Raw genomic sequence first — 25,055 nt, 5'->3', positions numbered from 1 at the left:
GCTTAGCTAAGCTAAATAAACTCAAAACAAATGCTTATTTAATAAGTTACTTTTAACTTTTTATGTAAAAAACTATTATTAATTAAGCACTTTATATGGTTATAAGCTTATTTAACCCCGCCATAGCAAACAGAATTAAAATAACTTCCTAACGACATAAGAACGTTGATAATAGTCGCTAGGTCCCTATGCTTAAAGGGGCTAATAGTTGTTACATTATCAACAATTTTTTGGTAATAGATGATTAAACCCCATAGCATGCACAGCTATCACCCCTCTTTAAGCGCTAACCGCTAAAGTGACGCAGAAGTCAGCCCTTGATAAGAGCTGATAAAAATGGATAACACTCACATAGATAATGGCAGCTGGTTACTGAGATAACTTCTGCTGCACATACGCGCACCAAGCCATAGAGTGTCGATTTGGCACATCAGTGTCGCCCCTTACACCTAACTTAAATTCAATCACCGACTGCCATTCATCTGAGCCTAAGTCAGGCCCATGACCTTGACCATCGCCTGAAATCAGTTGTTGATCTACTTGCTTAAACCAAGCTTGAGTACACAAGCTACTTTCAACTGCTGCAGTTGATTGCGCACTTGATTGCGCACTTGATTGCATAGTCGATTGCTCAGTTTGCTGCTTTGGCACATCTTGGCTACAGCCTGATAAAGTTAATCCAGCTAACAAGGTTAAGCTCGCTGGCAGCAAACCCATGCTCATCAATAAAGAGGTCGATTTGTTCATTTGTCCATCCTGTTAGTTTTGCCTTTCACTCACTTGCCAATACACGCTGGCACCACTATTAGCTAGAGTGAATAGCTAAAGTAAATAGCTAAAGTGAATAGCTAAATCAATCCTAAACGGGTTAACGCCATACATCAAAGCAAACCAATGAAAAGCGCTTTGATGCTCTCAGTTAAAGTATTGCAAACTGCAACGGCCCTATCTCAATTTGCTAAAACACCTCAGCAGCACTTACCCCGTAAAATAATAAAACCCAATTAAAACATGCATATAAAAGTTGGCACGATAAGTGTAACTCCCCTTGTATGCAGTCATCTAGTCCTAATTTGAATTTGCAAACAAGATCAAATTAGCTAACAAGATCAAGGGTACAAATAATGCAAACAACCACTAACTCACTAGGTCCTAAAACGACCGTCAATCAAATGCTGAATCAAGGCATTCGTACATTGGGTAAAAACCTAATGTGGTTGGCGAGTGCTCAGTTTAGTGGCCGCATTGTGAGATTAGCAGCTAGCGTGATAACCGCGAGATTACTGACACCAGAAATCTTCGGTCAAGTGGCCATTACCTTAACCCTATTTGAATTAATTTGTACTCCAACTCGCCGCATTACTTCAGCAGCACTTATTCGCATGAATGATACCGAGTTTAAAGACAACTTAGCCAGCGCCAATGTGATTAACTTCGGCGCCTGCCTTATTGCCTTTACACTAATGAGTTTAATCAGCTTACCACTGGCTTATTACTACCAAGACAGCCAACTTGTTCTGCCTATCTTGTTTGTTGCCAGTAGTTATTTATTACTGCCATTTGGCATGTTGTACGCCACGGTGAACTTACGTAACAACAATATGCGTAAAGTGGCTAGCGCCAACCTTTGGCAAACCGTGGGCGATGGCATCTTAACTGCAATACTTGCACTGAGCGGCTTTGGCTTGTGGGCCATTATTATCCCTAAAGTGGTGATGGTATTGGTCTGGATTTACCTGCATAAAAATGGCAATCCGTTACCGACTTTTACCCAAAAAGCATCCGTTAAAAATGTTAAATCAATCCTTAGCTTTAGCATTCCGGTGAGCTCAAGCGATTTGATTAACACCCTAAGACAAAGCATTGATTATCTGGTCATTGGTTACTTCATGGGGGTTGAGGCTCTGGGGGTTTACTTCTTTGCTTACAACGTCAGCTTGGGGATCAGTTTAGGGCTAGTTCAAAGCTTTGGTACCGCGTTTTACTCGCACCTTTGTAGCGACGATAAAATCGCGAGCAATGTAGCAAATAGCCAACAAGTTGCTAAGCAGAAGTTTCGTCACAGTGTGATGGCCATTAGCGCGATTACCGCCCCTATCATCATCTTACAAACAACACTTGCGCCCCTTTACGTGCCATTTGTATACGGTGAGCAATGGTTAACAACCGATGCCATTTCAGTGTTCATCTTCTTATGTTTAAGCGGCCTTGTTCGCCCAATGGCAGAAGCCGCCAGTCAGTTATTACTTGCCCACGGCCATAGCCGTTTAAATTTCAAACTCAATTTAGCTATCACCGCTTTGTTAACCCTGGTGATCAGTGTTGCAAGTCAGTTCAGCTTAAGCACAGTCGCACTGAGTGTGATGGTGACTTACTTAATTATTATGCCTTGGCTTTGCTGGTACAGCAGCCGTATCTCATTTAATCAACCAACTGTTACAAACAGTTAAGGAAAACATTATGTCTCCTAGAATCTCAGTAGTAATGCCAGTTTATAACGTTGAACAGTTTGTTAAATCGGCTATTGAATCAGTATTAAAGCAAACCTATGACAACTTCGAGCTATTGATTGTTGATGATCGCGGTGATGATAATAGCATGCAAATATGTAAACAATTTATCGGCGATCCAAGAGTACATATCATCCGTCATCAAACCAACAAAGGTTTAGCAGCGGCAAGAAATACCGGCATCCGTCATTCATTAGGTGAGTTTGTGGCCTTTATTGATTCTGATGATTTATGGCACCCTGAAAAACTACAGCGCCATGTGGTGCATTTAGATAAGAACCCCAACGTTGGATTAAGTTTTTCACGCTCAAGCTTTATTGATTATCAAGGTAAGTTTATCGATTTTTATCAAATGCCAAAACTTTTTGACATTGATGCTGCCCATTTATTATGCCGTAACCCTGTAGGAAATGGCTCAGCGCCGGTTATTCGCCGCAGCACCTTAAACGACATACGCTTTCAGCCAGCAAGCAGTAAAAATCGCCACAGCTGCTACTTTGATGAGAACTTCCGCCAATCAGAAGATATTGAATGTTGGTTACGTATTGCTGCAACCACCTCTTGGGAAATTGAAGGGCTACCAGAGCCATTAACTTACTACCGCCTTAATCATGGTGGCTTATCAGCAAACCTTGAGAAGCAATATGCCTCATGGGAGAAAATGATTGAAAAAGCCCGTGGTTTTGCTCCTAAATTATTAAAGCAACATGAAGAGTCTGCTCGCGGGTTCCAATTACGGTACTTATCAAGACAAGCTATTCGAATCGGTGATGGCGGCGCTGCTGTAAAGCTGTTTAACCGCGCGATGAAAGCATCACCTAGCATTATAAGAAGTGAAACCTTTAAAACCGTCACCACCATGATTGCCGCATATGCGCAGTGGATAATACCTGCTTGGGGTTATATCGCTATCGAAGCTGTTGGGCAAAAATTTATCGGCATTTTACAAAAACTACGTATTTCACGTGACGGCGTTTCAAGTGAATTTATGCAACAAAGTAAATTGTAACCCGCAGCTCTTATCTCATCTTCCCTGTTCTGGCTTTGCAGTGCGATTCGCATTCTGCAAAGTCAGCTTTTTATTGCAAGCCCCTTGCTAAAAAACCACCGAAAAAAAACAGTTAAAAACACAATAACACACTATTAATTAGATACTTAACAAATATGGAATAGTTCGTGCTTTAACAAGGTATCGAACGATTAATCATTGCATTTTATGAGGTACGGTATGGACGCTCATCAATCAGTAAACACTCAAACCCAGTCGCAGGCATCAGACTCAACCTTATTGTCAGTCCGCGCTTTTGATTGCTTTATGGCGATAATATTACTGGTTTTAATGCTACCAATAATGGTGTTTAAAACCTTAATACTTGCCTGCTCAAAGCAAGCTATTTTTAATGCTATCTACATTCATGTAAACGATCGCCAAGTTGCGCTGTATCAATTTAGCCAAGGGCGCTTTTCAAGACTGCCGTTTTTATTGGGGATCATTAAAGGCGATATTGGTTTTTTAGGCAGTGCCTTTGAGTATTGCGTGTTTGAGCCAAGTTCAACCAATAGCCGCCCTGGTGTTTTTTCCATTGAAAAAATGCAGCGCAATATGGGGATTGAACATATCAATAATGCAGCCCCTGAATTTAGCAGCTTATTTCATTACCTAATTAACCTAAGTAAGTGCCTAATTTGCCGTTTAATTGTTGTCTCTACTGAGCTGAATTACCCTGAGCAATTCAACTTACTTGGGGTCAATATTGATAATAATAAAATGGCTGACAGTGTTGAAAAACTGGTTAAAGCAGCGCAGCACTCTGTGGGCGATGAAACCCAACATTTTGCCTTTGTAAATGCAGACTGCTTGAACATTGCCTCAACAGACAGCTCTTATAAAAATATTCTCAATCAATGCCAGCAAGTTTTTGCTGATGGTAGCGGTATTCGTATTGCTTGCCAGCTACACGGTATCGGCCTTAAAGACAATGTGAATGGTACTGATATGCTGCCGTTACTGTGTCAACGCGCCAGTGAGCAAGGGATAAAACTGTTTTTCCTGGGGGCAACTGCTGGCACCACTGAAGAGGCGGCAACCAACCTTAAACAGCAGTACCCTGATTTACAGATAGTGGGCTGTCATCATGGTTATTTAAATGAAAGCAACCAACAAGAGGTGATTGAGCAAATCAATCAATCAGGGGCGCAGCTACTACTCGTCGGCATGGGGGCGTCAAAGCAAGAACATTGGATTGAGCAACATAAATATCAATTAAAGGTGGGCGCAGCCGTTGGGGTTGGTGGACTGTTTGATTACTTCGCCAATAATGTTTCTCGTGCACCTATTGCTGTCAGACAAGTAGGAATGGAATGGATATGGCGCTTAGCACAAGAGCCACAACGCATGTGGAAACGCTACGTGGTGGGTAACCCGCTATTTTTAGCGCGAGTGTTAAAGCAAAAACAACAGCTAAATTTGGCCTCAGCCACCAGCCAAGCTAAGGCTCAGCCGCTATCAGCTATTTCAAATCACAACCGTCATTGGTACTTCTTTAAAATCAAATGTGGCCAATTTGCAAAACGCACATTCGATATTGTTGCTGCTAGCATTTTGCTAATTTTATTAGCGCCAATATTTGCGTTAACCGCATTAAGTATCCGAATTGAGTCGAAAGGGGCGATCTTTTTTTCACAAACACGCAGTGGCAAAAATAACCAAGCATTCACCATGTGGAAGTTTCGCTCAATGTATATTGATGCCGAGCAAAGGTTAGAAAAAATCAAACAAAACAATGAAATGCAAGGTGGCGTCATTTTCAAAATGAAGCAAGATCCGCGTATTACCACCATAGGAAAACTTATCCGCAAAGCTTCAATCGATGAGTTACCACAACTTTGGAACGTGTTAATTGGTGATATGTCACTAGTTGGCCCAAGACCTGCACTACCTAATGAAGTAAGCCAATATCAGTTAAGCGACCGTCGCAGATTAGGGGTAAAACCTGGCATCACCTGCATTTGGCAAGTTAGCGGACGCTCAGATATTCCTTTTGATAAGCAAGTAGAACTGGACATTGATTACATCTACAAACAATCGCTTAAAGAAGATATCACACTGTTATTAAAAACTATTCCAGCTGTACTTTTGGCGCGTGGCGCCTACTAGGAGACCTTATGCAAGCTATCGTATTTGCCAACCGCAATGGAAATGAATTAGCGCCGCTAAACCAGCAATATTGCCCAGCGCTATTACCGCTAGCAAACAAGCCTCTAGTGGAGTACACCCTAGAAGATTTAGCGGATGCAGGCATAAGCCAAGTCAAAATGGTGATTTGCGCTGATGCAGAACAACTGGAAGCCCAAATTGGTAATGGCCAGCAATGGGGTTTGAATATTGAGTATTTTTTAAGTAAGCCACAAGAAGCAGTTAATAGCGTGCTTGCCAGAATGCATATCGATAACACCGCCCAGGCATTAGTGGTTCGAGGCGATATATTAAGAAGCCCTTGCCTAGAGCGTTTTGTGGCATTTTCCAGCATGGTACCCACCAAATTTGTTCACGCAACAATGGAGCAGCGTAACCCTGGAATGATGATGCTACCCGCTGGCTGGAAACACAATCAATTGCTTAACTGGCCACTGCAAACCACAGCGGTAGATCATGATGATAGTATCGCCCAAGTGCTTCATGGTCAGTGCTTTTATTTAGACAGCTTATCAGGCTATGTGGCAGCCACTGAATTTGTGATTTGTAGCAAAATATTTAGCAGTAAAGGTCGCAAACACCAAACAGGCTCAAGCAACCAAAGCCTTATGGTTGAAGCCCAATGCGAGCTGCCGCAATTAGATAGCGCCGAGGTGTATGGCGCAATTGGTGAATACACCAAAGTGTCTCATAAAGCTCAATTAACTGATGCGGTGGTGGTGGGAAAATACTGCTTTATTGAAGATAGCCAGATCCAAAACAGTATTATTTTGCCTAATACCTATGTTGGGCCGCAATTATCGGTTAACAATAAAATCATTTCCCAAGACTTGATGATAGACCCACAAACCAGCAGTTGGAGCAAAATTGAAGATCAAAGTTTAATCGCCACATCGACCCAAAGCGCCAGTAATTACCACACGCTAATGCAGCGTGGACTAATGATGATGTTTTATATCTTACTGTCACCACTATTACTGACCTTATTTGTGGGCGCATTGATCATCAAGCCCAATAAACCACTGCTGACTGAAACCGTGATTAACAACCACAATAAAGCCGTTAAAGCGCACAAGTTTAATTTTAACAACAAGTTTTTTTCACTACTGCCACAACTTTGGTTAGCAGCCAAAGGCGATTTAGCCCTATTTGGCGCATCCAGTAAACATAAGCATTTGCATGACAGCAACACCACTTATGGCGTCTATGGTCCGGTGCAATTGAACTTTGACCAGCACACCCCTGATGAAGAAATACAAATGGTTGAAATGGAATTTGCCCAAGCGCAAAAGCCACTTTACCTAGCAAACATATTGCAGCAAAAGTTTCACAGCAAACAAGCTGACATCATCATTAAAAGCTAAATTGATTTTAAATTAGAGATTGCAGCTAATTACTGATTAAAAAGGATATTCATTATGAAAACCATCATTACATACGGTACATTTGATTTATTCCACTTTGGCCATGTGAGATTATTTCAGCGCCTAAGCAAAATGTGCGATCAACTGATTGTTGGGGTTTCTACCGATGAATTTAATGCCCTAAAAGGCAAGGCAGCTTTCTTTAGCTACCAGCAACGGGTAGAAATTGTGGCGGCTTGTAAATATGTATCAAAGGTCATTCCTGAGCATAACTGGCAGCAAAAATCAGCTGATGTTAGCCGTTTTGATGTTGATATTTTTGCCATCGGCGATGATTGGCAAGGTGAATTTGATTTCTTAAAAAGCCAGTGCGAAGTCATGTACCTCACCCGTACCGACGATATTTCAACCACTGAGATTAAAAATAACCTCGCGGTTAAATCTGTTAATGCGGCCTAAGCTTATTAGCAGTTTAGTGCTAAACTTTGTATTTAAAGGAATTTACAGTCAAGGAGACATTGCATGAGCCAATTTATTGCCAATAGCATCAAATATGTCATGACTCAAAGCGTATATTTTTTATCTGGCTTAACGCCAAGAACGCGCAAAGCAGTGATGGGGTGTTATAAAAATAAATTTGCCGATAATAGCAAATACCTGTTTTTACATTGGCAGCGCACAAAAACAATCCGCGCGATTTGGATAAGTGGCGATGGCGATGTTATCAGCGCATTAAACCAACAAGGCTATGAGGCGTATCACCGCTGGAGCGCCAAAGGGATTTATCATGCGTTAACCGCTGAGTTTTATTTCTATACTAGTTATATTGGTGATATTAATCAGTATTTTGCTAAAGGTGCCACCAAGGTTAATTTATGGCATGGCTCGCCGCTAAAACGTATTGAGTATGATATTAACAACGGCCCCTTATTAACGATTTATCACCCTAAAAGCCTGAGCGAAAAGCTTAACTCTGCAAGTTTATACCACCAGCAAAAAGTAAAGCCTGATCATATGATTGCCCCCAGTGATTTAGTGGCCAACCTTTTTGCCAGCGCCTTTAACATCAACCTTAACCAAATGCTCAATTGCGGTAATCCGCGCACTGATTATTACAGCCACTACCCCGAATCAAATTCCTTAGCTGATGAACTTAAGCAAATTAATCACGCTGACAGTATTATTCTTTATGCCCCGTCATGGCGTGACGCCTCTGCCCTTGCTGAAAAACAATCGAATCCTTATTTGCAAGCATTTGATTTTGAGTTGTTATCGGCTTATTTAGTTGCTAATAAGCAGCTATTTTTATTACGGCTTCACCCTAATGAAGCCCAACTTGGCAATGATATATCCAATTACCCTAACATTATTAATATCAGTGATTGGCAAGATACCTATGAAATTATTAATGAGGTTGATCTATTAATTACCGATTATTCGTCTTTGTATATCGATATGCTGCAAAGCCAAGCGGATATTGTGTTTTATCAATTTGATCAGCAGCAATATAGTACTGACAGCCGCCAATGCTATAACTATGCAGCGTCTATTCCTGCTGCGGGTAGGGTGATAACTGAATTTAGCCAACTTATGGCTTACCTTGCTACGTCGTTGGATAAAAACGATGCTAGTCAGCAAGCTGAGCATAAAAAAAATAGAGCTGAGTTATCTCAGCTCTATTGGCAATATCAACATATCAATGTGTTTGATTGTTTGGATGAATTTGTTAAGGCTAAATAAAACCCCATCAATGACTTACTAACAAGCGACTAGCGACTAGCGACTAGCGACTAGCGAAGCAGTGACAGTAAATCATCTGCATTACCTGTCCACTGGCTTTTAGCGCTGCCTGCAAGAATGCTATCAGCTAGGCTTTGTTTGTGCTGCTGCATCTCTTGAATTTTTTCTTCTACCGTCCCTTGGGCAATCAGTTTATACACAAATACAGGGTTGAGCTGACCGATACGGTGCGCCCTATCTGTGGCTTGCTTTTCGGCAGCCGGGTTCCACCATGGGTCAAAATGGATCACGGTATCGGCGGCGGTTAAATTAAGCCCTGTGCCGCCCGCTTTTAGGCTAATCAAAAACACCGGAATTTCACCTTCTTGGAAGGCGTCAATTTCAACCTGACGGTTACGGGTCTGCCCTGTAAGCTTGCTATAGCTTATGCCTAAATCAATCAACTCTTGCTCAATTAGCGCCAACATACCGGTAAACTGGCTGAAAATAAGGATTTTACGGCCCTCTTCAACCATCTCGGGTACATTTTCAGTCAACCAAGTGAGTTTGGCGTTATCTTTGACGTACTGCGCTTGCTCTAGCTTCACTAAGCGTGGATCACAACAGGCTTGGCGTAGTTTAAGCAATGCATCTAAAAACTCAATGTGACTGCTTGATACACCTTGTTTAGCAAACAATTCACGTAATTTTTTCTCCATCACTAAACGGATACTTTCATATAAATTACGCTGATCTTTTTCTAACTCTAAGGTTTGAATGATTATGGTTTTTTCTGGTAGCTCCGACATTACTTCGCTTTTGGTGCGGCGCAGTAAAAACGGCGCAATACGATTGAGCAATATCGCCGATTTTTCAGTATCAGCTTGCTTTTCAATCGGGCCTCTAAATTCTTTATTAAAGTAATTATGCTGACCTAATAATCCCGGTAAACAAAAATCCATTAGTGATTTTAACTCGCCTAAATGGTTTTCAAGTGGCGTACCTGATAAGCATAATCTAAATTGGCCTTTGAAGGTTTTAAGCGCTTGAGTGACTTTTGCTTGGGCATTTTTAATCTGCTGTGCTTCATCTAAAATAATATGCTCAAAGCTGTATTCGCTATAGAACAATTCATCACGCAAGATCAAAGGATAAGTGGTCACAATCACATCGTAATCTGCAATCTGCTCAAGTAATGCCTGACGTTTACTGCCGTGTACCACCAGCACTTTTAAACTTGGGGTAAACTTTTGTGCTTCTTTAAACCAGTTGCCCACTAAACTGGTGGGACAAACAATTAAGCTAGGTCTAAATGCCCGTGGATTAACTGCGCTGCTTTGTTGCTTTGATTGTTTCGCTTTAAGTAAAAAAGCGAGCGTTTGCAGGGTTTTACCTAGCCCCATATCATCTGCAAGAATACCGCCTAATTGGTATTCTTTTAAGAAACACAGCCAGTCATAACCTTGCTTTTGATAGTCACGTAAGGTGGCATTAAGCCCTTCTGGCAGCGGCGCTGACTCTATGCCTTTAAACTCGGTAAGTTTATTGGCTAACTGTCTAACGCGCTCACCATTAAGTAACCGAATATCGCTTTCTGATAACTCATTCAATAAGTCAGCCCGATTGCGAGGGACTTCTAGTTGGTCGCCACCACCACGCTGGAATAACTCTTGGATAACCGAAATAAGCGGTTTAATGGTTTTGGCTTTAATCTTCACAAAGCGGCCATTAGGCCCTGGCAGAATGAGCTCCTGCTCGTCATCTGGCTCGCCATTTTGCTGCAGCCAACGGGCAACTAAACTTAATAAAGGTACACTTTGGCCATCAATATCAGCATTAAGTGACAGTGAGAACCAGCCGCTGTCTTCATCATCGTCAAGGTCAACTTCAATGTCGGCTTCAACAATATTAAGGTCAAACTCTGGGGCAAACTCTACGTTATAGCCTAAGTCTTCTAAGGTCATCACCCCAAAGGTGGTGAGCTGGGCCCACTCATTCACCATATCAGGCATTAAGCCTAAACTGTAAAAGCTACTGGCATGATTATAAGTCAGCAGGCTGTTATCAATAAGTTGCAATTGCAAGCTTTGTAGTATCTGCACCACTTGCGCTTCTTGCTCAGGATCACGATGAATTTGATACTGGACTTTACCTTGCTTAATCAAGGTGATTTTTTCGCGAGCTAATTTGCCTGACAACAGCATATCGCCATAGCCAAACTGCAGCTGTAATACCGGCTGCATAACTGCGCTGTCGCTTAATTGCACCATGGTAAAAGTCAGCTTTGCGACTAATGGCTGCTCAATTTCATAAAATTCAATTTCACTGGGTACAGGGACACTTTTAGGGGAAAAGTGACGCAACATTTTATCGCTGATATCGTCGACTTTATCTAATGGCACTGGCGGCATTTGTTGCAATAGCTTTAATTTTTCAACGCTTAAGTCAGTATCCAAATGACCAATCTTTAGATAGTCTAAATCCATAAACATCGGTGGATTGGTGGCAATAAACTCCCAGTTTTCAAGCTCAGGCATGGTCATACTGATTTGCGTATGACGGGTATCAGTTTCTTGCCAAATAAAGTCTGGGGTTAATGCGCGGGTCATCTGAATTGGGGTGCGGCTTTCTTCCCAAAAGCAACTGCCAAGTTGGATCATCTTATTTAATGCCAGTGCGCAAATTTCACCTTCAAGATAGATTTTTGAGGCACTTTTTGAAGACGATAATAATAAGCTGATGATTTGGCTATCTTCAGCGTTAATCCACCATGGCAGATGATACTTCACATCATTTAACGCAACTTTACTGCCTTTGTTGTACTGCAGTTTTTTGTTTAATTTACTGCGTTTAAACTCAACAAAAATACCATGATGATCGCTTGATAACACAAAGATTATCCGTTCTTTATCTTCATCATCTTCGGTCTGTGTGAGGGTATCTTGCTTATCTAATTGTAAAATCCATTGGCTAAGACGCTGCTCTTCAACTGGCTTTTTATCCACTAACGCCAGTAACGCTGCGGCAACGTGCTTACAATTGCTAGCAACAGGGCAAGTACAATGAGATTTCATCACGATTTTATGATTGACATTGACCAAGCTGATGTCTTGACGATAAGGCTCGGTGGCGGTTCCTACCACATAGGATTCAACATTGTGGTTATCTTGACTGGCGTGAACGTCGAGTACCCGCCCTTCAATCAAATAATTCTGCGCCTTTTGCAGTTGAGTAGATGAAAATAGCTTAGCAACAAGTTCTAAGGTAATTTTTATTGGAAGATTAAACAATTTGGCAGACATGCATTATTCCATACGAGCAGTAGCAAAAGATGGCTACACAACAACGAGCGTAACCATCCATTCTATGGAAGATGCCTGTAAAATTCTACCGTGACATGCGCTTTAATTATTTTTTTTAAGGCTAATATCATAGAGTGCGTAAGCTAATTGATGCTAGCCTTGCAACTAGCCTTGTAATAAGTGCTCTTCAATGGCTTCAATTGCACGGGGTTTTCCTACCACCATCACAATGTCACGGCGCTCAAACACCCAATCATCCGGCGGTGGACTTATCTCCTCACCTTTACGTCTAACAGCTCGTGCTTCAACACTAAACTGCGACCAGTCAATATCGGTGAGTTTCTTGCCGATAGCATCTGCACCTGTATCTAACGCCACAGCATGCAGCAGTTCCAAGGTAAAGTCAGTTTCGGCGCCAGTGAAAAAACCATGTAAATATTGGTAGTGATTACGGCGCTCAGACTCTAAACGTTTAATAATTCTTGGTAGCGGCACGCCACATTTATACAGCACTTGCGACACCAGCATTAAACTGCCTTCGAGCTTTTCTGGAATAACTTGAGTGGCGCCAGCTTCTGTTAAATTTTCTAATTCAGCATCATCTGTAGTGCGAACAATAATTTTAGTTTCAGGGGCTAATTTACGTGATAATGCTAAGCAGTCTTCAACTTGCCTTGACTCACCAAAGGTGATCACCACCATGCTGGCTCGGCGAATACCAATTTGCTTTAACAAGCCCATTTTACAGGCATCACCAAAATAGACCGGCTCGCCTGCAGCGCGGGCTTCAGAAACACGTTTGGGATCTAAGTCCAGCACCACAAATGGCACCGCTTCGGTTTTTAAAAAACGCGCAATGGTTTGCCCTACACGGCCATAACCTAATATTAATACCAAGTCGCCATCATCAGGGCTGGGTAAAATGAATTCTTCATCCATTTGATCTTTACTATTGGTTTTACCCTCAATTTTTGCGGCAATATCAACACAATGCCTGACTAACCAAGGTGCGATGGACATGGATAACACCGCCACCATCACTAAAATGGTACTCATTTGAGTTTCTAATAGCTGATAATTAACCGCCAAGGCTAATACCACAAAACTGAATTCGCCCACTTGAGCCAAACTGATAGCCGTACTTAATGCCACTTTAAATTGCTCGCCCCCAAGCTTTAATAAACCAAACACCACTAAGATTTTGGTCATTAACACTGCAATGAGGATTAATAAAATTTGCCACCAAAACTCAACAACAATAGCAAAATTTAATAGCATACCGATGGAGATAAAAAACAGTCCCATCAGTAAATCTCTAAATGGTCTAATATCCGCTTCTAACTGACGTCGATACTGACTTTCCCCTAACAGCATCCCCGCTATAAAGGCACCTAACGCCATGGATAATCCCAGCCACTGGGTAAACGCCCCAGTAACTAACACCACCACTAAGGTTGATAATACAAACAATTCGTTAGAGCGAGAGCGGGCTACTTCATCAAAAATACGCGGTAAAATCCATTTACCAAATGACATCAATGCTAAAAAGGCCAAAATACCAGTGAACAGCCCCCAAGCGATTTCAACAGCGCCCATGGCTTCACTGCTAGGAGATAACAAAGGTAATACAATCAGTAGCGGTACCACGGCAATATCTTGAAATAACAGCACACTGACAGAGAGCTCGCCATGTCGGCGACGCATCCAGCCTTGATCATTAACCAGTTTTAGCACAATCGCCGTTGATGATAGCGCCACAGCAGAGCCAATCACCACCGCAGCAACCATATTTTGACCGAATAAGTAGGCGACTAAACCGGCAATTAATGCGGTGAATGTCACCTGAGCACTGCCTAAACCGAATACTGTGCGGCGCATAGACCAGAGCTTAGGAACCGAAAACTCTAACCCTAGGCTAAACATCAGCAGCACCACACCCAATTCTGCCACTGAATGCATTTGCGCTTGAGTAAACCAATGAAAGCCACTAGGCCCGCTGAAAACCCCGGTTAGCAGATAAGCTAAGATTGGCGGTAACCCAACTCGGCGTAACAAAGAAATTGCCACAATCGCAATGACTAGCATTGAGAGAATATGGATGAAAATACTGTGCTCCATAAAGGCATGTTCTCCGAGTCAATAAAATAACGATTAGATAAACAGTCTATTAACAAAGTGACAAATTAACAATAACCTTATGAAAATGGTAAATAAAAAATAACAGGCATAGTTATTGCTTAATAAATTTATCAAACGGATAACAATTAGAAACTTGAAATCATCATTGGGATAATAGCTATGGACTACGCAGTAACGTCACAACCATACCCGAAGTTAACTATAAGTAAATCAGAAGCTTATTATAAAATAACCGATGAAGAACCTAGGCTTAATTTACTGGCAGTGTTACAGCAATTACACTCAAATTTAGACCCTGAAAGCGTTTTTGCCCGCTATGGCAAAAGCATCGGACAAGTTTTGCCGATCCGCGGCATCCAGCTTAATCACCAATTAAAACTGAATTGGGGTCGTTGCCAGGGACTCAGTATTCAGCGAGTGATCACCGGTTTTGGTGAGCCCTATAGCATTAAATATTACTTATCTACGCCACTGACACCAAGTCAAACAAGATTGTTAAACACCTTAGAAGAACTGTTCAATCAGCCATTACATAATGCCTACCAATATGCGCAGATGTCGAACCAAGCGATGTTTGATGCCCTGACTGGGCTAGGTAATCGCTATTATTATCGGCAAAGTATTAAGAGTGCACTGGCAAGAGCTAACCGAAAACAAGCTGATATTTCTCTGATTGTGCTGGACTTAGATAACTTTAAAAACCTCAATGATCAACATGGTCATAAACTGGGGGATACGGTATTAAAAGAGTTTGCTGATTTATTAAATGATGCTATCCGCAATACTGACCAAGCATTTCGAATTGGTGGTGATGAATTTATAATTATAGCCCAAGGAAAAGAACATACGATGACACCTTTGTGTGAACGTATTATTGCGGCAATAAATAGCCACCCATTAACCAGTGCATTTAAGGTGCAATGCAGTATTGGGGTGGCTGAGTTTTTACCACCACAAACCCAAGACAAACTTTATGAAACTGCAGATATGGCGTTGTATGCAGCAAAAGCCGCGGGTAAAAACGGCTTTAAATTAAGTATGCAAACAAACGCCTAACTCGTTATGGCTGGCAAGATAGCGTTTATCAACCCAAAAACCAATGGCGGCAACTAAGGTGTCATTGTAAAAAATAAGCGGTATTTTATGCCTTTGCCAAGGTGGCACGGCTAGCTCCTGCCAAACTTTTTTAAGCTCACGGCCTTTATCACGAAAATGCGGCTGACAGCGAATACTGCCTTTGGCGCCAAATGAGATAGTCACTTGCTCCGTTGTCGCTAACCTTAGTCTTACTCCCGTTTGCGTTAAACCAATAGCGCAGTCAGCTAGCTGATTCATCTGCACGGTTAAACTCAATTGCTTGCCAGTACACAATGACTGAATATTGCCAATCAACTCAACATCATCTGGCTTTTCATTACTAACAGGCACCACAAATGCCTTGCCAGCAAAACGCTTTATTGAGTAATCACCACAAAAAATATCCACCTTGGCATCATCAGCGGCATAGATCAGCTGCTGTAAAATTTGTTCCAGCTGCGATTGAGACGGCAAATTAAACCCTAAAGATTGAATAAAGCCCCGCAGCAACAGGGCTTGCCATTGAGGTGTTTGGTCTGACAATTGCTGTAATTTAAAAGCGGGCAACTCAAATGGTGTTGCTGTATCAAGCCATGCGGGTAAGCGCGTATCAACTTCATCTTCAATCACTTGCTGCTGCTCAGCGCATAATTTAGCACTGCGTGATGCGGTGGTGGCAATACTTGGCCAGCGAGCTTTTAATCTCGGAATGATGTCATGGCGCAGAAAGTTACGGTCAAATTGCTCATCTTGATTACTTTCATCTTCAATGTGCTTAAGTTGGTTATCACTGGCAAAAGCTTCAATTTGCTGGCGAGTAACATCAAGTAACGGCCTAACAATCCAACTTTGATGATTAAATGGCTGCATGGCGCCCATGGCCGCTAAGCCCTTGGGCCCTTGACCACGTTTGAGGGCTAACAGTAAGGTTTCCAGTTGATCATCTTGATGATGGGCGGTGAGTAATATATCGCCTTGGTTAAGGTATTTTTTGAAGACGTTATAGCGGGCATCTCTGGCGAGCGCCTCTAAACTTTGCCGCGCAGCTTTATTAATCGCTACACGTTCTATCTGTATGGGTAACTGATAGTGCTTAGCCTGAGTGAGACAATGATTGACCCAATGCTCTGCATTGTCACTAAGTCCATGATGAACATGGACTAATAAGCAAGGGATATTAGGGTGCTGCTGGGCAAACTGGCTTAAACCATAGGCAAGGCATTCAGAATCAACCCCGCCGCTGTAAGCTAATACTAACTTAGCCTGAGGCTGTGCGTTTAATAGCACTAGCGCATGCGCTTGTATCGCTTTGCAAATATCTACGCTCAATGGATGCCTCTATTGCCCAAATGGCTCAGCAATGTGAGCCCGAAACCAAAGCCAGTTTGCTAAATTAATTAAACACGATTTTGACGTTTTTAGAGCCCACTAGACTTTCAATTGCCAGCATCAGTTCATCGGTTGGATTCACCCGCCATTCATCACCAAGGCGTAATTGGCCTGCTGCTTGTTGCTGCTGATAATTAATGATAACCGGCACACTGCCGTTTTTCCATGGCGTTAATGCTTGCTCAAATTGCTCAAGCCAAGTTTGATTGATGTCATCAGCAGTAATGTTTATTTCCACTGCATTGGCAAAGTGGCTACGAGCCTCGCCAATTTCAATGATGTTGCGGGCAGTCATGCGATTGCCACCAGCAAAATCATCAAAGCTGACCTCACCTTCACAGATCAAAATTTTATCTTTTTCAAGCAAGTGATTAAACTTTTCAAACGCTTCAGTAAATAGCATCACTTCTAAGCGTGAGCTTTTATCATCTAACGTCACCAGCCCCATTTTTGAGCCACGTTTGGTTACCATCACTCGAGTGGCAATAACTAGCCCCGCGGCCTTCATGGTTTTACCGCGGTCAGTCGGATGGACGTCTTTTAAACGCCCTGAAGTGTACTGCTTCAGCTCTTTTAAGTATTGATTTATCGGATGACCTGTAAGGTATAAACCTAAAGTATCACGCTCACCTTCAAGCCAAACTTTATCAGGCCAAGGAGTACATTCAACAAAGTTTTGTTTATTGTCTTCTGGTTCAGAGTTAAGTAGGCCAAACATATCGTTTTGGCCAATAGCTTCAGCTTTGGCATGCTGGGCCGCGGCCAAAATCGCTTCTGGTAAGGTGGCAATCATCGCCGCGCGGTGCGGACCTAAACTGTCTAATGCACCGGCGCAAATCAGTTTTTCGATGACGCGTTTATTGAGCTTTTTAAGATCAATTCGGGCGCAGAAATCAAATAAATCAATAAATGGTCCGTCTTTTCGGGCATTGAGAATCGATTCCACTGGGCCATCACCAACCCCTTTAATCGCACCGATCCCGTAGACAATGTTAAGCTCGTCATCAACGGTAAATTTGAATAAGCCTTTATTCACATCCGGTGGAATAAGCGGTATGCCCATGCGTTCACATTCATCGACTAAGATAACGATTTTATCTGTGTTATCCATATCTGCTGACATTACCGCCGCCATAAACTCGGCAGGGTAATGGGTTTTAAGCCATAGGGTCTGATAGGAAACCAGTGCATAGGCAGCTGAGTGAGATTTGTTAAAACCATAACCGGCGAATTTTTCAACCAAGTCGAAGATCTTCATCGACAGGTCGCCATCAACACCGTTATTGATAGCCCCCTCTTTAAAGGTGCCGCGCTGCTTTGCCATTTCTTCTGGTTTTTTCTTACCCATTGCACGGCGTAACATATCCGCGCCACCTAGGGTATAACCGGCAAGAACCTGGGCAATTTGCATCACTTGTTCTTGATACAAAATAATGCCGTAGGTTGGTTCTAGTAGTTCTTTTAATGACTCATGTTGATATTCTGCATCTGGATAAGAGACCGCTTCACGGCCATGCTTACGCTCAATAAAGTTATCTACCATGCCTGATTGCAATGGGCCTGGGCGAAACAGTGCCACAAGTGCAATCATGTCTTCAAAACAATCGGGTTGCAGACGTTTAATCAAATCTTTCATACCACGGGATTCTAACTGGAATACCGCTGTGGTTTCATAGCGCTGAAGTAATCTAAACGACTTAGGATCGGTTAAGTCAATGGCCTCAATCCTGACGGGCTCTTTGCCCTGCTTTGCTAGGCGCGGGTTAATCATTTGCAGCGCCCAATCAATAATGGTCAGGGTTCTTAAGCCTAAGAAATCAAACTTAACTAGCCCTGCGGTTTCTACATCATTTTTATCGAATTGCGTTACTGGGTTTAAGCCTTCAGCATCACAATAAAGGGGCGAGAAATCAGTGATAACTGTCGGTGAGATAACCACGCCACCAGCATGCTTACCGGCATTACGAGTAACACCTTCAAGTCGTCGACACATGTCAATCAGCTCACGGACATCTTCATCAGCGTTATACGCTTCTGGTAATGATGGCTCCACTTCAAAGGCTTTGGTCAGAGTCATCCCGGGCTCTGCAGGGATCATTTTTGTTAACCGTTCAACAAAACCATAGGGGTGACCGAGTGCACGGCCAACGTCCCGTACCACAGCTTTTGCCGCCATGGTACCAAAGGTAATAATTTGTGATACCGCATCTCGGCCATACAATTCAGCAACGTGATCGATAACTTCATCACGTCTATCCATACAGAAATCGACATCGAAATCAGGCATAGAGACACGTTCTGGGTTTAAGAAACGTTCAAACAGTAAGTCGTACTCTAGTGGGTCAAGATCGGTAATTTTTAGTGCATATGCCACTAATGAGCCCGCACCAGATCCACGACCCGGTCCAACAGGAATATCGTTATCCTTACCCCATTGAATAAACTCCATTACAATAAGGAAGTAACCAGGGAAGCCCATTTGGTTAATCACTTTTAGCTCAATATCTAGGCGTTCATCATACTCGGGACGCTTTTCTAAACGTACCTGTTCATCAGGGAATAAAAATTCCAGCCGCTCTTCTAGGCCTTTTTCCGACACTTCGACGAGAAAGTCTTCAATGGTCAAATCGCCCGTTGGGAAGTTAGGCAAGAAATATTCGTGTAAACGTATAGTCACATTACAGCGTTTGGCGATTTCCACACTGTTTGCCAGTGCTGATGGAATATCAGCAAATAACTCACACATTTCTTCTTCTGTGCGTAAGTATTGTTCTTTACTGTATTTTTTCGGTCTGCGAGGATCAGCTAAAGTAAAACCGTCATGGATCGCCACCCGTATTTCATGGGATTCAAAATCATCGGCCTTTAAAAAGACCACCTGATTGGTCGCCACAACAGGTAGATTGCGATCAGAAGCTAATTTTACCGCCATGTGCAGATAGCGTTCTTCATCAGCTCTGCCAGTTCGCAAAAGCTCTAAAAAGTAACGATCTTCAAAATGGGTTTGATAGAAATTTATCAGCTGATCAACTTGGGTTTGGTTACCTTTTAATAATGCCTTACCAACATCGCCTTCTTTCGCCCCAGAAATAATCAAAATGCCTTTATTAAACTTAATCAGCCACTCTTGATCGATAACCACTCGCCCATCTATTTGGCCACGTAAATAGGCCTCACTGATGAGCTGGGTTAAATTTTGATAACCGTCGTTATCTAAGGCGATGATAGTTAAGGCGCAAAACTCTTTTTCAAAACCTGGGACTTTCATCCAAAAATCAGCGCCAACAATCGGCTTGATCCCTGCCCCATGACAGCCACCATAAAACTTTACCAGACCACAAAAGTTATTTTGATCTGTTATCGCTAGCGCCCCCATTCCAAGCTCTTCGGCTTTGGCAATAATAGGTTTAACTTTTGCCACGCCATCTGACATGGAAAAATCACTGTGAACGCGAAGATGAACAAAACGAGGATCGGACATAGATTATAGTATCTTTGAAATGCGTGATTAAAAGGAAAAAACTGCTAGCCAGATTAACAAACTAACCCCAAATTTAATAGAACAGATTAGGGCTATCATCGCTAAATAAGCCGATTAAACAGCGCCAATGCCGTAGGCAATACTTGGCAATGCTGTCTAATGCTATATTGTTATAACCAAAGCGGTTTAAGATTCAGATTTTGCCAGTACTGCCATGACTGGTTTAAAACTTTTGCGGTGTTCAGCTAATACCCCATGTTGTGCTAATGCTTCAAAATGGGCTTTAGTTGGGTAACCTTTATGATTGGCAAACCCATATTGTGGATATCTGGCATCAAGCTCAGCCATTTCCCTGTCGCGGGTTACCTTGGCAATAATCGATGCGGCGCTTATTGCTGCCACCAAGCCATCACCTTTGATAATGGCATGACTAACGATTCCAAACTCTGGACTACGATTCCCATCCACCAACACTCGCTCTGGGGTAATAGTTAAGCCTTGCACTGCCCGCTGCATAGCCAGCATGGTGGCATGGAGAATGTTAAGTTCATCAATCTCTAATGGGGATGCACGGCCGACACTAATGCATAAGGCTTTTTCACTGATTTCAGTAAATAGCAATTCACGGCGTTTTTCAGTTAATTTTTTTGAGTCATTTAAGCCTGATATCGGATTATTAGGGTCTAAAATAACTGCTGCGGTAACCACATCACCCACTAATGGGCCTCGGCCAACTTCATCAACACCCGCGACCACGCCGCGGCTAATGTATTCAACTTGTTCGGGGGTAATACCCATTATTACTGCAGGAATACGACTCACAAATCACCTCTAAAATTGCCATAAAAAAACCTGCTTGAGCGAATAACATCACTCAATCAGGCTTTAAAAATTACTGATATTAATCGAGTAAGTTAATTACCGCGTCAGCAGCTCTATCGCTGGCATTGCAGCGTAAACTGCGATGAATTTGCTCAAACTCTTGCTTAAGCGGCGTAAAATCTGCATTTAACTGCTCAATCACTGCAGCTGAAATATTCTCAGGATTACACTCATCTTGAACAATTTCAGGAATAAGCTTTTTGCCCGCGAGCAAGTTTGGCAAAGAGTAATGCTCAACTAACATCATGCGTTTAGCAATTTTGTAAGTCAGCGCATTAACCCGATAAGACATCACCATAGGCCTTTTAACCAGCATGGCTTCAAGTGCTGCAGTGCCTGATGCTAGTAAAATAGCGTCAGCTGCGGCCATGACTTCCCTTGATTGCCCTTCAATTAAATCGATAACCAAATCTGGTGCATACAGCTCAAGGGCGGCAATAAACTGCTCCTTACGGGCCTTATTAACCAGTGGCGTGACAAACTTAATATCTGGATAAGCTTGCTTAACAATCAGCGCCGCTTTAATAAAAGGTTCAGCTAACTGTTTTAGCTCACCACCGCGAGATCCAGGCAAAATGGCTAAATATTCTGCATTAGAGTCTAAACCTAGCAGTTTACGGGCAGCTAACTTATCGCTTTCAAGCGGAATATCATCCGCTAAAGTATGACCGACAAAGGTACATGGCACCTGATGTTTGTCATAAAACGCTTTTTCAAAAGGTAATAACGACAACACCATATTGGTGGCTTTTTCGATTTTGAAAATACGTTTTGGACGCCAAGCCCAGACCGACGGACTCACATAATGGACCGTTTTTATGCCTTTATTTTTTAACTTGAGTTCAACCCCAAGGTTAAAATCTGGCGCATCAATACCAATAAAGCAATCAGGTTTTGCGGCACAAATTTGCTCAATCAAACTGGCGCGCACTTTAAGTAAACGCGGCAGCCTTGCTAACACTTCAACAATCCCCATAACGGCAAGCTCTTCAAACGAAAAAAAGCTCTCGAAACCAAGAGCCTCCATTTGAGGACCACCAATGCCAATAAAGCGCGCATCTGGGTAGTGATTTTGTAGCGACTTAATTAAGCCTGCGCCTAAAATATCGCCGGAGATTTCTCCGGCGACCATAGCAAATATACGAGGGGTATTATTTGTCATTATCAATACTATCGAATGATCCCGCGAGATGAACCATTAATGAATTCAACCATGCCTTTAACGTATTCATCGGCTTCAGCGTCTTCAGTAATTTCAGCTAATGCTTCTTCAATCGTTAAATTTTTACGATATAGCGATTTATAGGTACGACGAATAGCATGTTGGGTTTCTTTAGTGAAACCTCGGCGCTTCAAACCTTCAACGTTCAGACCTCTTGGGATAGCTGGGCTACCGGCTGCCATCACAAATGGCGGCACATCTTGAAAGATGGTTGAAGAGCCTGCAGTAAACGCATGGGCACCAATATGTACAAACTGATGTACACCAGTCATGCCACCTAAAATAGCCCAATCACCAACATGTACATGGCCTGCAATAGAAGCATTATTTGCCATGATAATATTGTCACCTAACACACAGTCATGAGCGATATGCACATAAGCCATAAGTAGGTTATTTGAACCTATACGGGTTTCACTATTATCTTGAATGGTACCGCGGTGAATAGTCACGTTTTCACGAATGATATTATTATCACCCATGATTAAAGTTGTTGGCTCACCAGCATATTTCTTATCTTGGCATTCTTCGCCAATTGAAGAAAACTGGAAGAAACGATTGCCTTTACCAATGACACTTGGGCCTTTGATAACGACATGTGAACTAACCCAAGTATCGTCGCCAATTTCAACGTCAGCGCCAATATAACTCCAAGGGCCAATCGTGACATTGTTACCAATTTTTGCGTCTGGGTGAACGAATGCTAACTTATCAATCACTTGTTGATCTCTCTGCGTGCACACATGATTTCGGCTGAACAGGCTAGCTCGCCATCGACGAATGCTTGTCCTTCAAATACACCAATTCCTCGGCGCTCTTTAATCATTTTAACGTGGAAATGAATCTGATCACCTGGAGATACCACCCGCTTAAAACGTGCTTTATCAATACCAGCAAGTAAATATAAGACATCTGGTGATGGATCTGGACTCATGGTTTTAAATGCAAGCAAACCTGTTGCTTGGGCCATCGCTTCAATGATTAATACACCAGGCATTACTGGTTTAACTGGGAAGTGACCTTGGAAAAAAGGCTCATTAAAGGTGACATTTTTAATCGCATGTAAAGACTCACCTACGGTGTAATCTAGAACACGGTCAACTAACAAAAAAGGGTATCTATGAGGAAGATACTGAAGGATCTCTTCAATATCCATGGTATTTAATTGGTTTGACACGCTAATTCCTCGCAATGGCAATCATGCCATGACTTCTAATCTTGTATTTTCTTTTCAATCACTTTGACGCGATTAAATAATTCATCTAAATGACGGAAACGAACAGTATTGCGACGCCATGATTTGTTATCCATTGCAATTGTAGCAGATGAATACAAACCTGGTTTACGAATTTCGCTTGTCACATTGGTGCTGCCAGAGACATGGGTGCCGTCTGCAACCTTCAAATGGCCTGCGATACCGCTACCGCCACCAATAATACAGTACTTACCAAGAGTCGCACTACCGGCTAGGAATGAGGTTCCTGCAATAGCGGTATTTTGGCCGACAACACAATTATGGGCAATTTGAACTTGGTTATCGATGATAACGCCATCATGAATTTCTGTATGAGATAAAGCACCACGATCTACTGTGGTATTGGCGCCAATTTCTACATTATCGCCAATTCTTACACCACCAGTTTGTGGGATTTTGATCCAGTTACCGCGCTCGTTCGCATAGCCAAAGCCATCAGAACCAATCACGCAACCAGAATGAAAAATACATTGCTGACCAACAATCACATCATGATAAAAAGTCACATTGGCTTTTAAAATACAGCCAGAACCTATGATAGATTGCTCGCCAATAACACTACCTGCAGCAATTTGTACGTCATTACCAATAATGACATTGGCATCGATGACAACATTAGCCCCTATAGCGACATTCTCGCCCAGTTGCGTTGAGGCATCGATTTGTGCCGAGGGGTGGATACCTTTGGTAACTTTTGGGGTGGTATCTAAAAGTTGTGCTACCCGTGCAAAGCCCACGTATGGGTCTTTTAACACTAAAGCATTGCCGCTGTAATCTTCGGCATCTTTTTCACTCAATAACACCGCACCCGCTTGAGAGGTCTCAAGCTGGGCACGATATTTACTATTGGCTAAAAAAGAAAGTTGATCTGAGGCGGCATCTTCTAGGGTCGCAACACTGGTGATCACCAAAGTGTCGTCGCCTTTAACAGATGCGCCTAATAGCTGACCAAGCTCTTTTAAAGTCACGGTTTTCATTAGTTGCCTTTACTTAACGCTTGAACAACTTTATCACTGATATCAGCATCTGGCTTAACGTAGATAACTGCACCACGTTGCAATACGATGTCATAAGACTCTTTTGCAGCAATAGTATTAATCGCTTCTTGTACTTTAACTAAAAGCTTGTTTTGCTCTTCACCTTGACGACGACGCATATCTTCATCAAGTGCTTTGCCTTTTAATTGGAAATCAGACTTTAGTGATTCCATTTCACGTCCAAGCTCAGTTTTTTGACTTTCGCTCATTAACGCGCCATCACGTTGTTGCTTTTCAACTAATGTACGCATTTGTTCTTGCATTTTTTGTACGTCAGCAACTCGATCACCAAACTCAGTTTTTAGTGACTGTGAAATTTGTTCACGTTGAGGCAGTTGCTCAAATACTTCGCCCATATCAACCACAGCAATTTTTTCAGCATGTGCCATCATAGGTGCACTTAAAAATGCCATTGTTACTAACGCGCGATTTAACATCTTTTTCAAAATAGACTCCTTGTTATTATCAGCAAAACTTGCTGA

General features: G+C 42.3%; 18 protein-coding genes. 7 read left to right on the top strand and 11 right to left on the bottom strand.

Features of this window, described 5'->3' with window-relative positions:
• Positions 1-369: 369 nt before the first annotated feature.
• A complete protein-coding gene (locus Q4533_RS11060) occupies positions 370-747 on the bottom strand; it encodes a hypothetical protein (RefSeq protein ID WP_303502738.1) in 378 nt (125 codons plus the stop codon).
• A gap of 377 nt (positions 748-1,124) precedes the next feature.
• Between Q4533_RS11060 and Q4533_RS11055 the strand changes: the two genes are divergently transcribed.
• The 6 genes from Q4533_RS11055 (at position 1,125) to Q4533_RS11030 (ending at position 8,810) form a co-directional block, all read left to right on the top strand.
• Positions 1,125-2,450, top strand: a complete 1,326-nt coding sequence (locus tag Q4533_RS11055; protein WP_303502737.1) for an oligosaccharide flippase family protein — start codon at positions 1,125-1,127, stop codon at positions 2,448-2,450.
• A gap of 10 nt (positions 2,451-2,460) precedes the next feature.
• Entirely contained in the window at positions 2,461-3,519 is a 1,059-nt protein-coding gene (locus tag Q4533_RS11050) for a glycosyltransferase family 2 protein (RefSeq protein ID WP_303502736.1), read from the top strand.
• Positions 3,520-3,738: 219 nt separating this feature from the next.
• The gene (locus Q4533_RS11045) at positions 3,739-5,667 is read left to right on the top strand and encodes a WecB/TagA/CpsF family glycosyltransferase (RefSeq protein WP_303502735.1); all 1,929 of its coding nucleotides are present in this window, start codon (positions 3,739-3,741) and stop codon (positions 5,665-5,667) included.
• 8 nt (positions 5,668-5,675) lie between these two features.
• Positions 5,676-7,070, top strand: a complete 1,395-nt coding sequence (locus Q4533_RS11040) for a sugar phosphate nucleotidyltransferase (protein ID WP_303502734.1) — start codon at positions 5,676-5,678, stop codon at positions 7,068-7,070.
• Between the two features lie 54 nt (positions 7,071-7,124).
• The gene (gene tagD, locus Q4533_RS11035; RefSeq protein ID WP_102439637.1) at positions 7,125-7,529 is read left to right on the top strand and encodes a glycerol-3-phosphate cytidylyltransferase; all 405 of its coding nucleotides are present in this window, start codon (positions 7,125-7,127) and stop codon (positions 7,527-7,529) included.
• Between the two features lie 63 nt (positions 7,530-7,592).
• Positions 7,593-8,810: a CDP-glycerol glycerophosphotransferase family protein gene (locus tag Q4533_RS11030; RefSeq protein ID WP_303502733.1), complete on the top strand. Its 1,218-nt coding sequence runs from the start codon at positions 7,593-7,595 to the stop codon at positions 8,808-8,810.
• A gap of 50 nt (positions 8,811-8,860) precedes the next feature.
• Here Q4533_RS11030 and Q4533_RS11025 read toward each other — a convergent pair whose 3' ends face one another.
• Both Q4533_RS11025 and Q4533_RS11020 read right to left on the bottom strand, forming a co-directional pair.
• A complete protein-coding gene (locus Q4533_RS11025) occupies positions 8,861-12,091 on the bottom strand; it encodes a DEAD/DEAH box helicase (RefSeq protein ID WP_102439638.1) in 3,231 nt (1,076 codons plus the stop codon).
• 165 nt (positions 12,092-12,256) lie between these two features.
• The gene (locus Q4533_RS11020; protein ID WP_102439639.1) at positions 12,257-14,209 is read right to left on the bottom strand and encodes a monovalent cation:proton antiporter-2 (CPA2) family protein; all 1,953 of its coding nucleotides are present in this window, start codon (positions 14,207-14,209) and stop codon (positions 12,257-12,259) included.
• 180 nt (positions 14,210-14,389) lie between these two features.
• Between Q4533_RS11020 and Q4533_RS11015 the strand changes: the two genes are divergently transcribed.
• Entirely contained in the window at positions 14,390-15,286 is an 897-nt protein-coding gene (locus Q4533_RS11015; protein ID WP_102476168.1) for a GGDEF domain-containing protein, read from the top strand.
• Here Q4533_RS11015 and tilS read toward each other — a convergent pair.
• The 8 genes from tilS to Q4533_RS10975 form a co-directional block, all read right to left on the bottom strand.
• Positions 15,263-16,636 carry a tRNA lysidine(34) synthetase TilS gene (tilS, locus tag Q4533_RS11010; RefSeq protein ID WP_102476169.1) on the bottom strand — a complete coding sequence of 458 codons (1,374 nt, stop codon included), beginning with the start codon at positions 16,634-16,636 and terminating at the stop codon, positions 15,263-15,265. The genes Q4533_RS11015 and tilS overlap by 24 nt on opposite strands.
• Before the next feature lie 64 nt (positions 16,637-16,700).
• Positions 16,701-20,177: a DNA polymerase III subunit alpha gene (gene dnaE, locus Q4533_RS11005; RefSeq protein ID WP_102476170.1), complete on the bottom strand. Its 3,477-nt coding sequence runs from the start codon at positions 20,175-20,177 to the stop codon at positions 16,701-16,703.
• Between the two features lie 186 nt (positions 20,178-20,363).
• The gene (gene rnhB / locus Q4533_RS11000; RefSeq protein WP_303502751.1) at positions 20,364-20,975 is read right to left on the bottom strand and encodes a ribonuclease HII; all 612 of its coding nucleotides are present in this window, start codon (positions 20,973-20,975) and stop codon (positions 20,364-20,366) included.
• Positions 20,976-21,078: 103 nt separating this feature from the next.
• On the bottom strand, positions 21,079-22,221 hold the full coding sequence (lpxB, locus tag Q4533_RS10995; RefSeq protein WP_303502732.1) for a lipid-A-disaccharide synthase: 1,143 nt from the start codon (positions 22,219-22,221) through the stop codon (positions 21,079-21,081).
• Between the two features lie 8 nt (positions 22,222-22,229).
• The gene (gene lpxA / locus Q4533_RS10990) at positions 22,230-23,000 is read right to left on the bottom strand and encodes an acyl-ACP--UDP-N-acetylglucosamine O-acyltransferase (RefSeq protein ID WP_102439644.1); all 771 of its coding nucleotides are present in this window, start codon (positions 22,998-23,000) and stop codon (positions 22,230-22,232) included.
• Entirely contained in the window at positions 22,997-23,458 is a 462-nt protein-coding gene (fabZ, locus tag Q4533_RS10985; protein ID WP_076542894.1) for a 3-hydroxyacyl-ACP dehydratase FabZ, read from the bottom strand. Before fabZ ends, lpxA begins: the two co-directional genes overlap by 4 nt.
• Positions 23,459-23,493: 35 nt before the next feature.
• The gene (gene lpxD, locus Q4533_RS10980) at positions 23,494-24,513 is read right to left on the bottom strand and encodes a UDP-3-O-(3-hydroxymyristoyl)glucosamine N-acyltransferase (RefSeq protein ID WP_303502731.1); all 1,020 of its coding nucleotides are present in this window, start codon (positions 24,511-24,513) and stop codon (positions 23,494-23,496) included.
• Positions 24,513-25,010: an OmpH family outer membrane protein gene (locus Q4533_RS10975; RefSeq protein ID WP_102439646.1), complete on the bottom strand. Its 498-nt coding sequence runs from the start codon at positions 25,008-25,010 to the stop codon at positions 24,513-24,515. The genes lpxD and Q4533_RS10975 overlap by 1 nt, the downstream gene beginning before the upstream one ends.
• Positions 25,011-25,055 lie beyond the last annotated feature (45 nt).

It is taken from the genome of Shewanella sp. 6_MG-2023 (genome assembly GCF_030547195.1).
In the GTDB taxonomy this organism is placed as follows: domain Bacteria; phylum Pseudomonadota; class Gammaproteobacteria; order Enterobacterales; family Shewanellaceae; genus Shewanella.
Note: the sequence above shows the minus strand (reverse complement) of the source record. Positions and strands in the feature narration are given on the sequence as shown.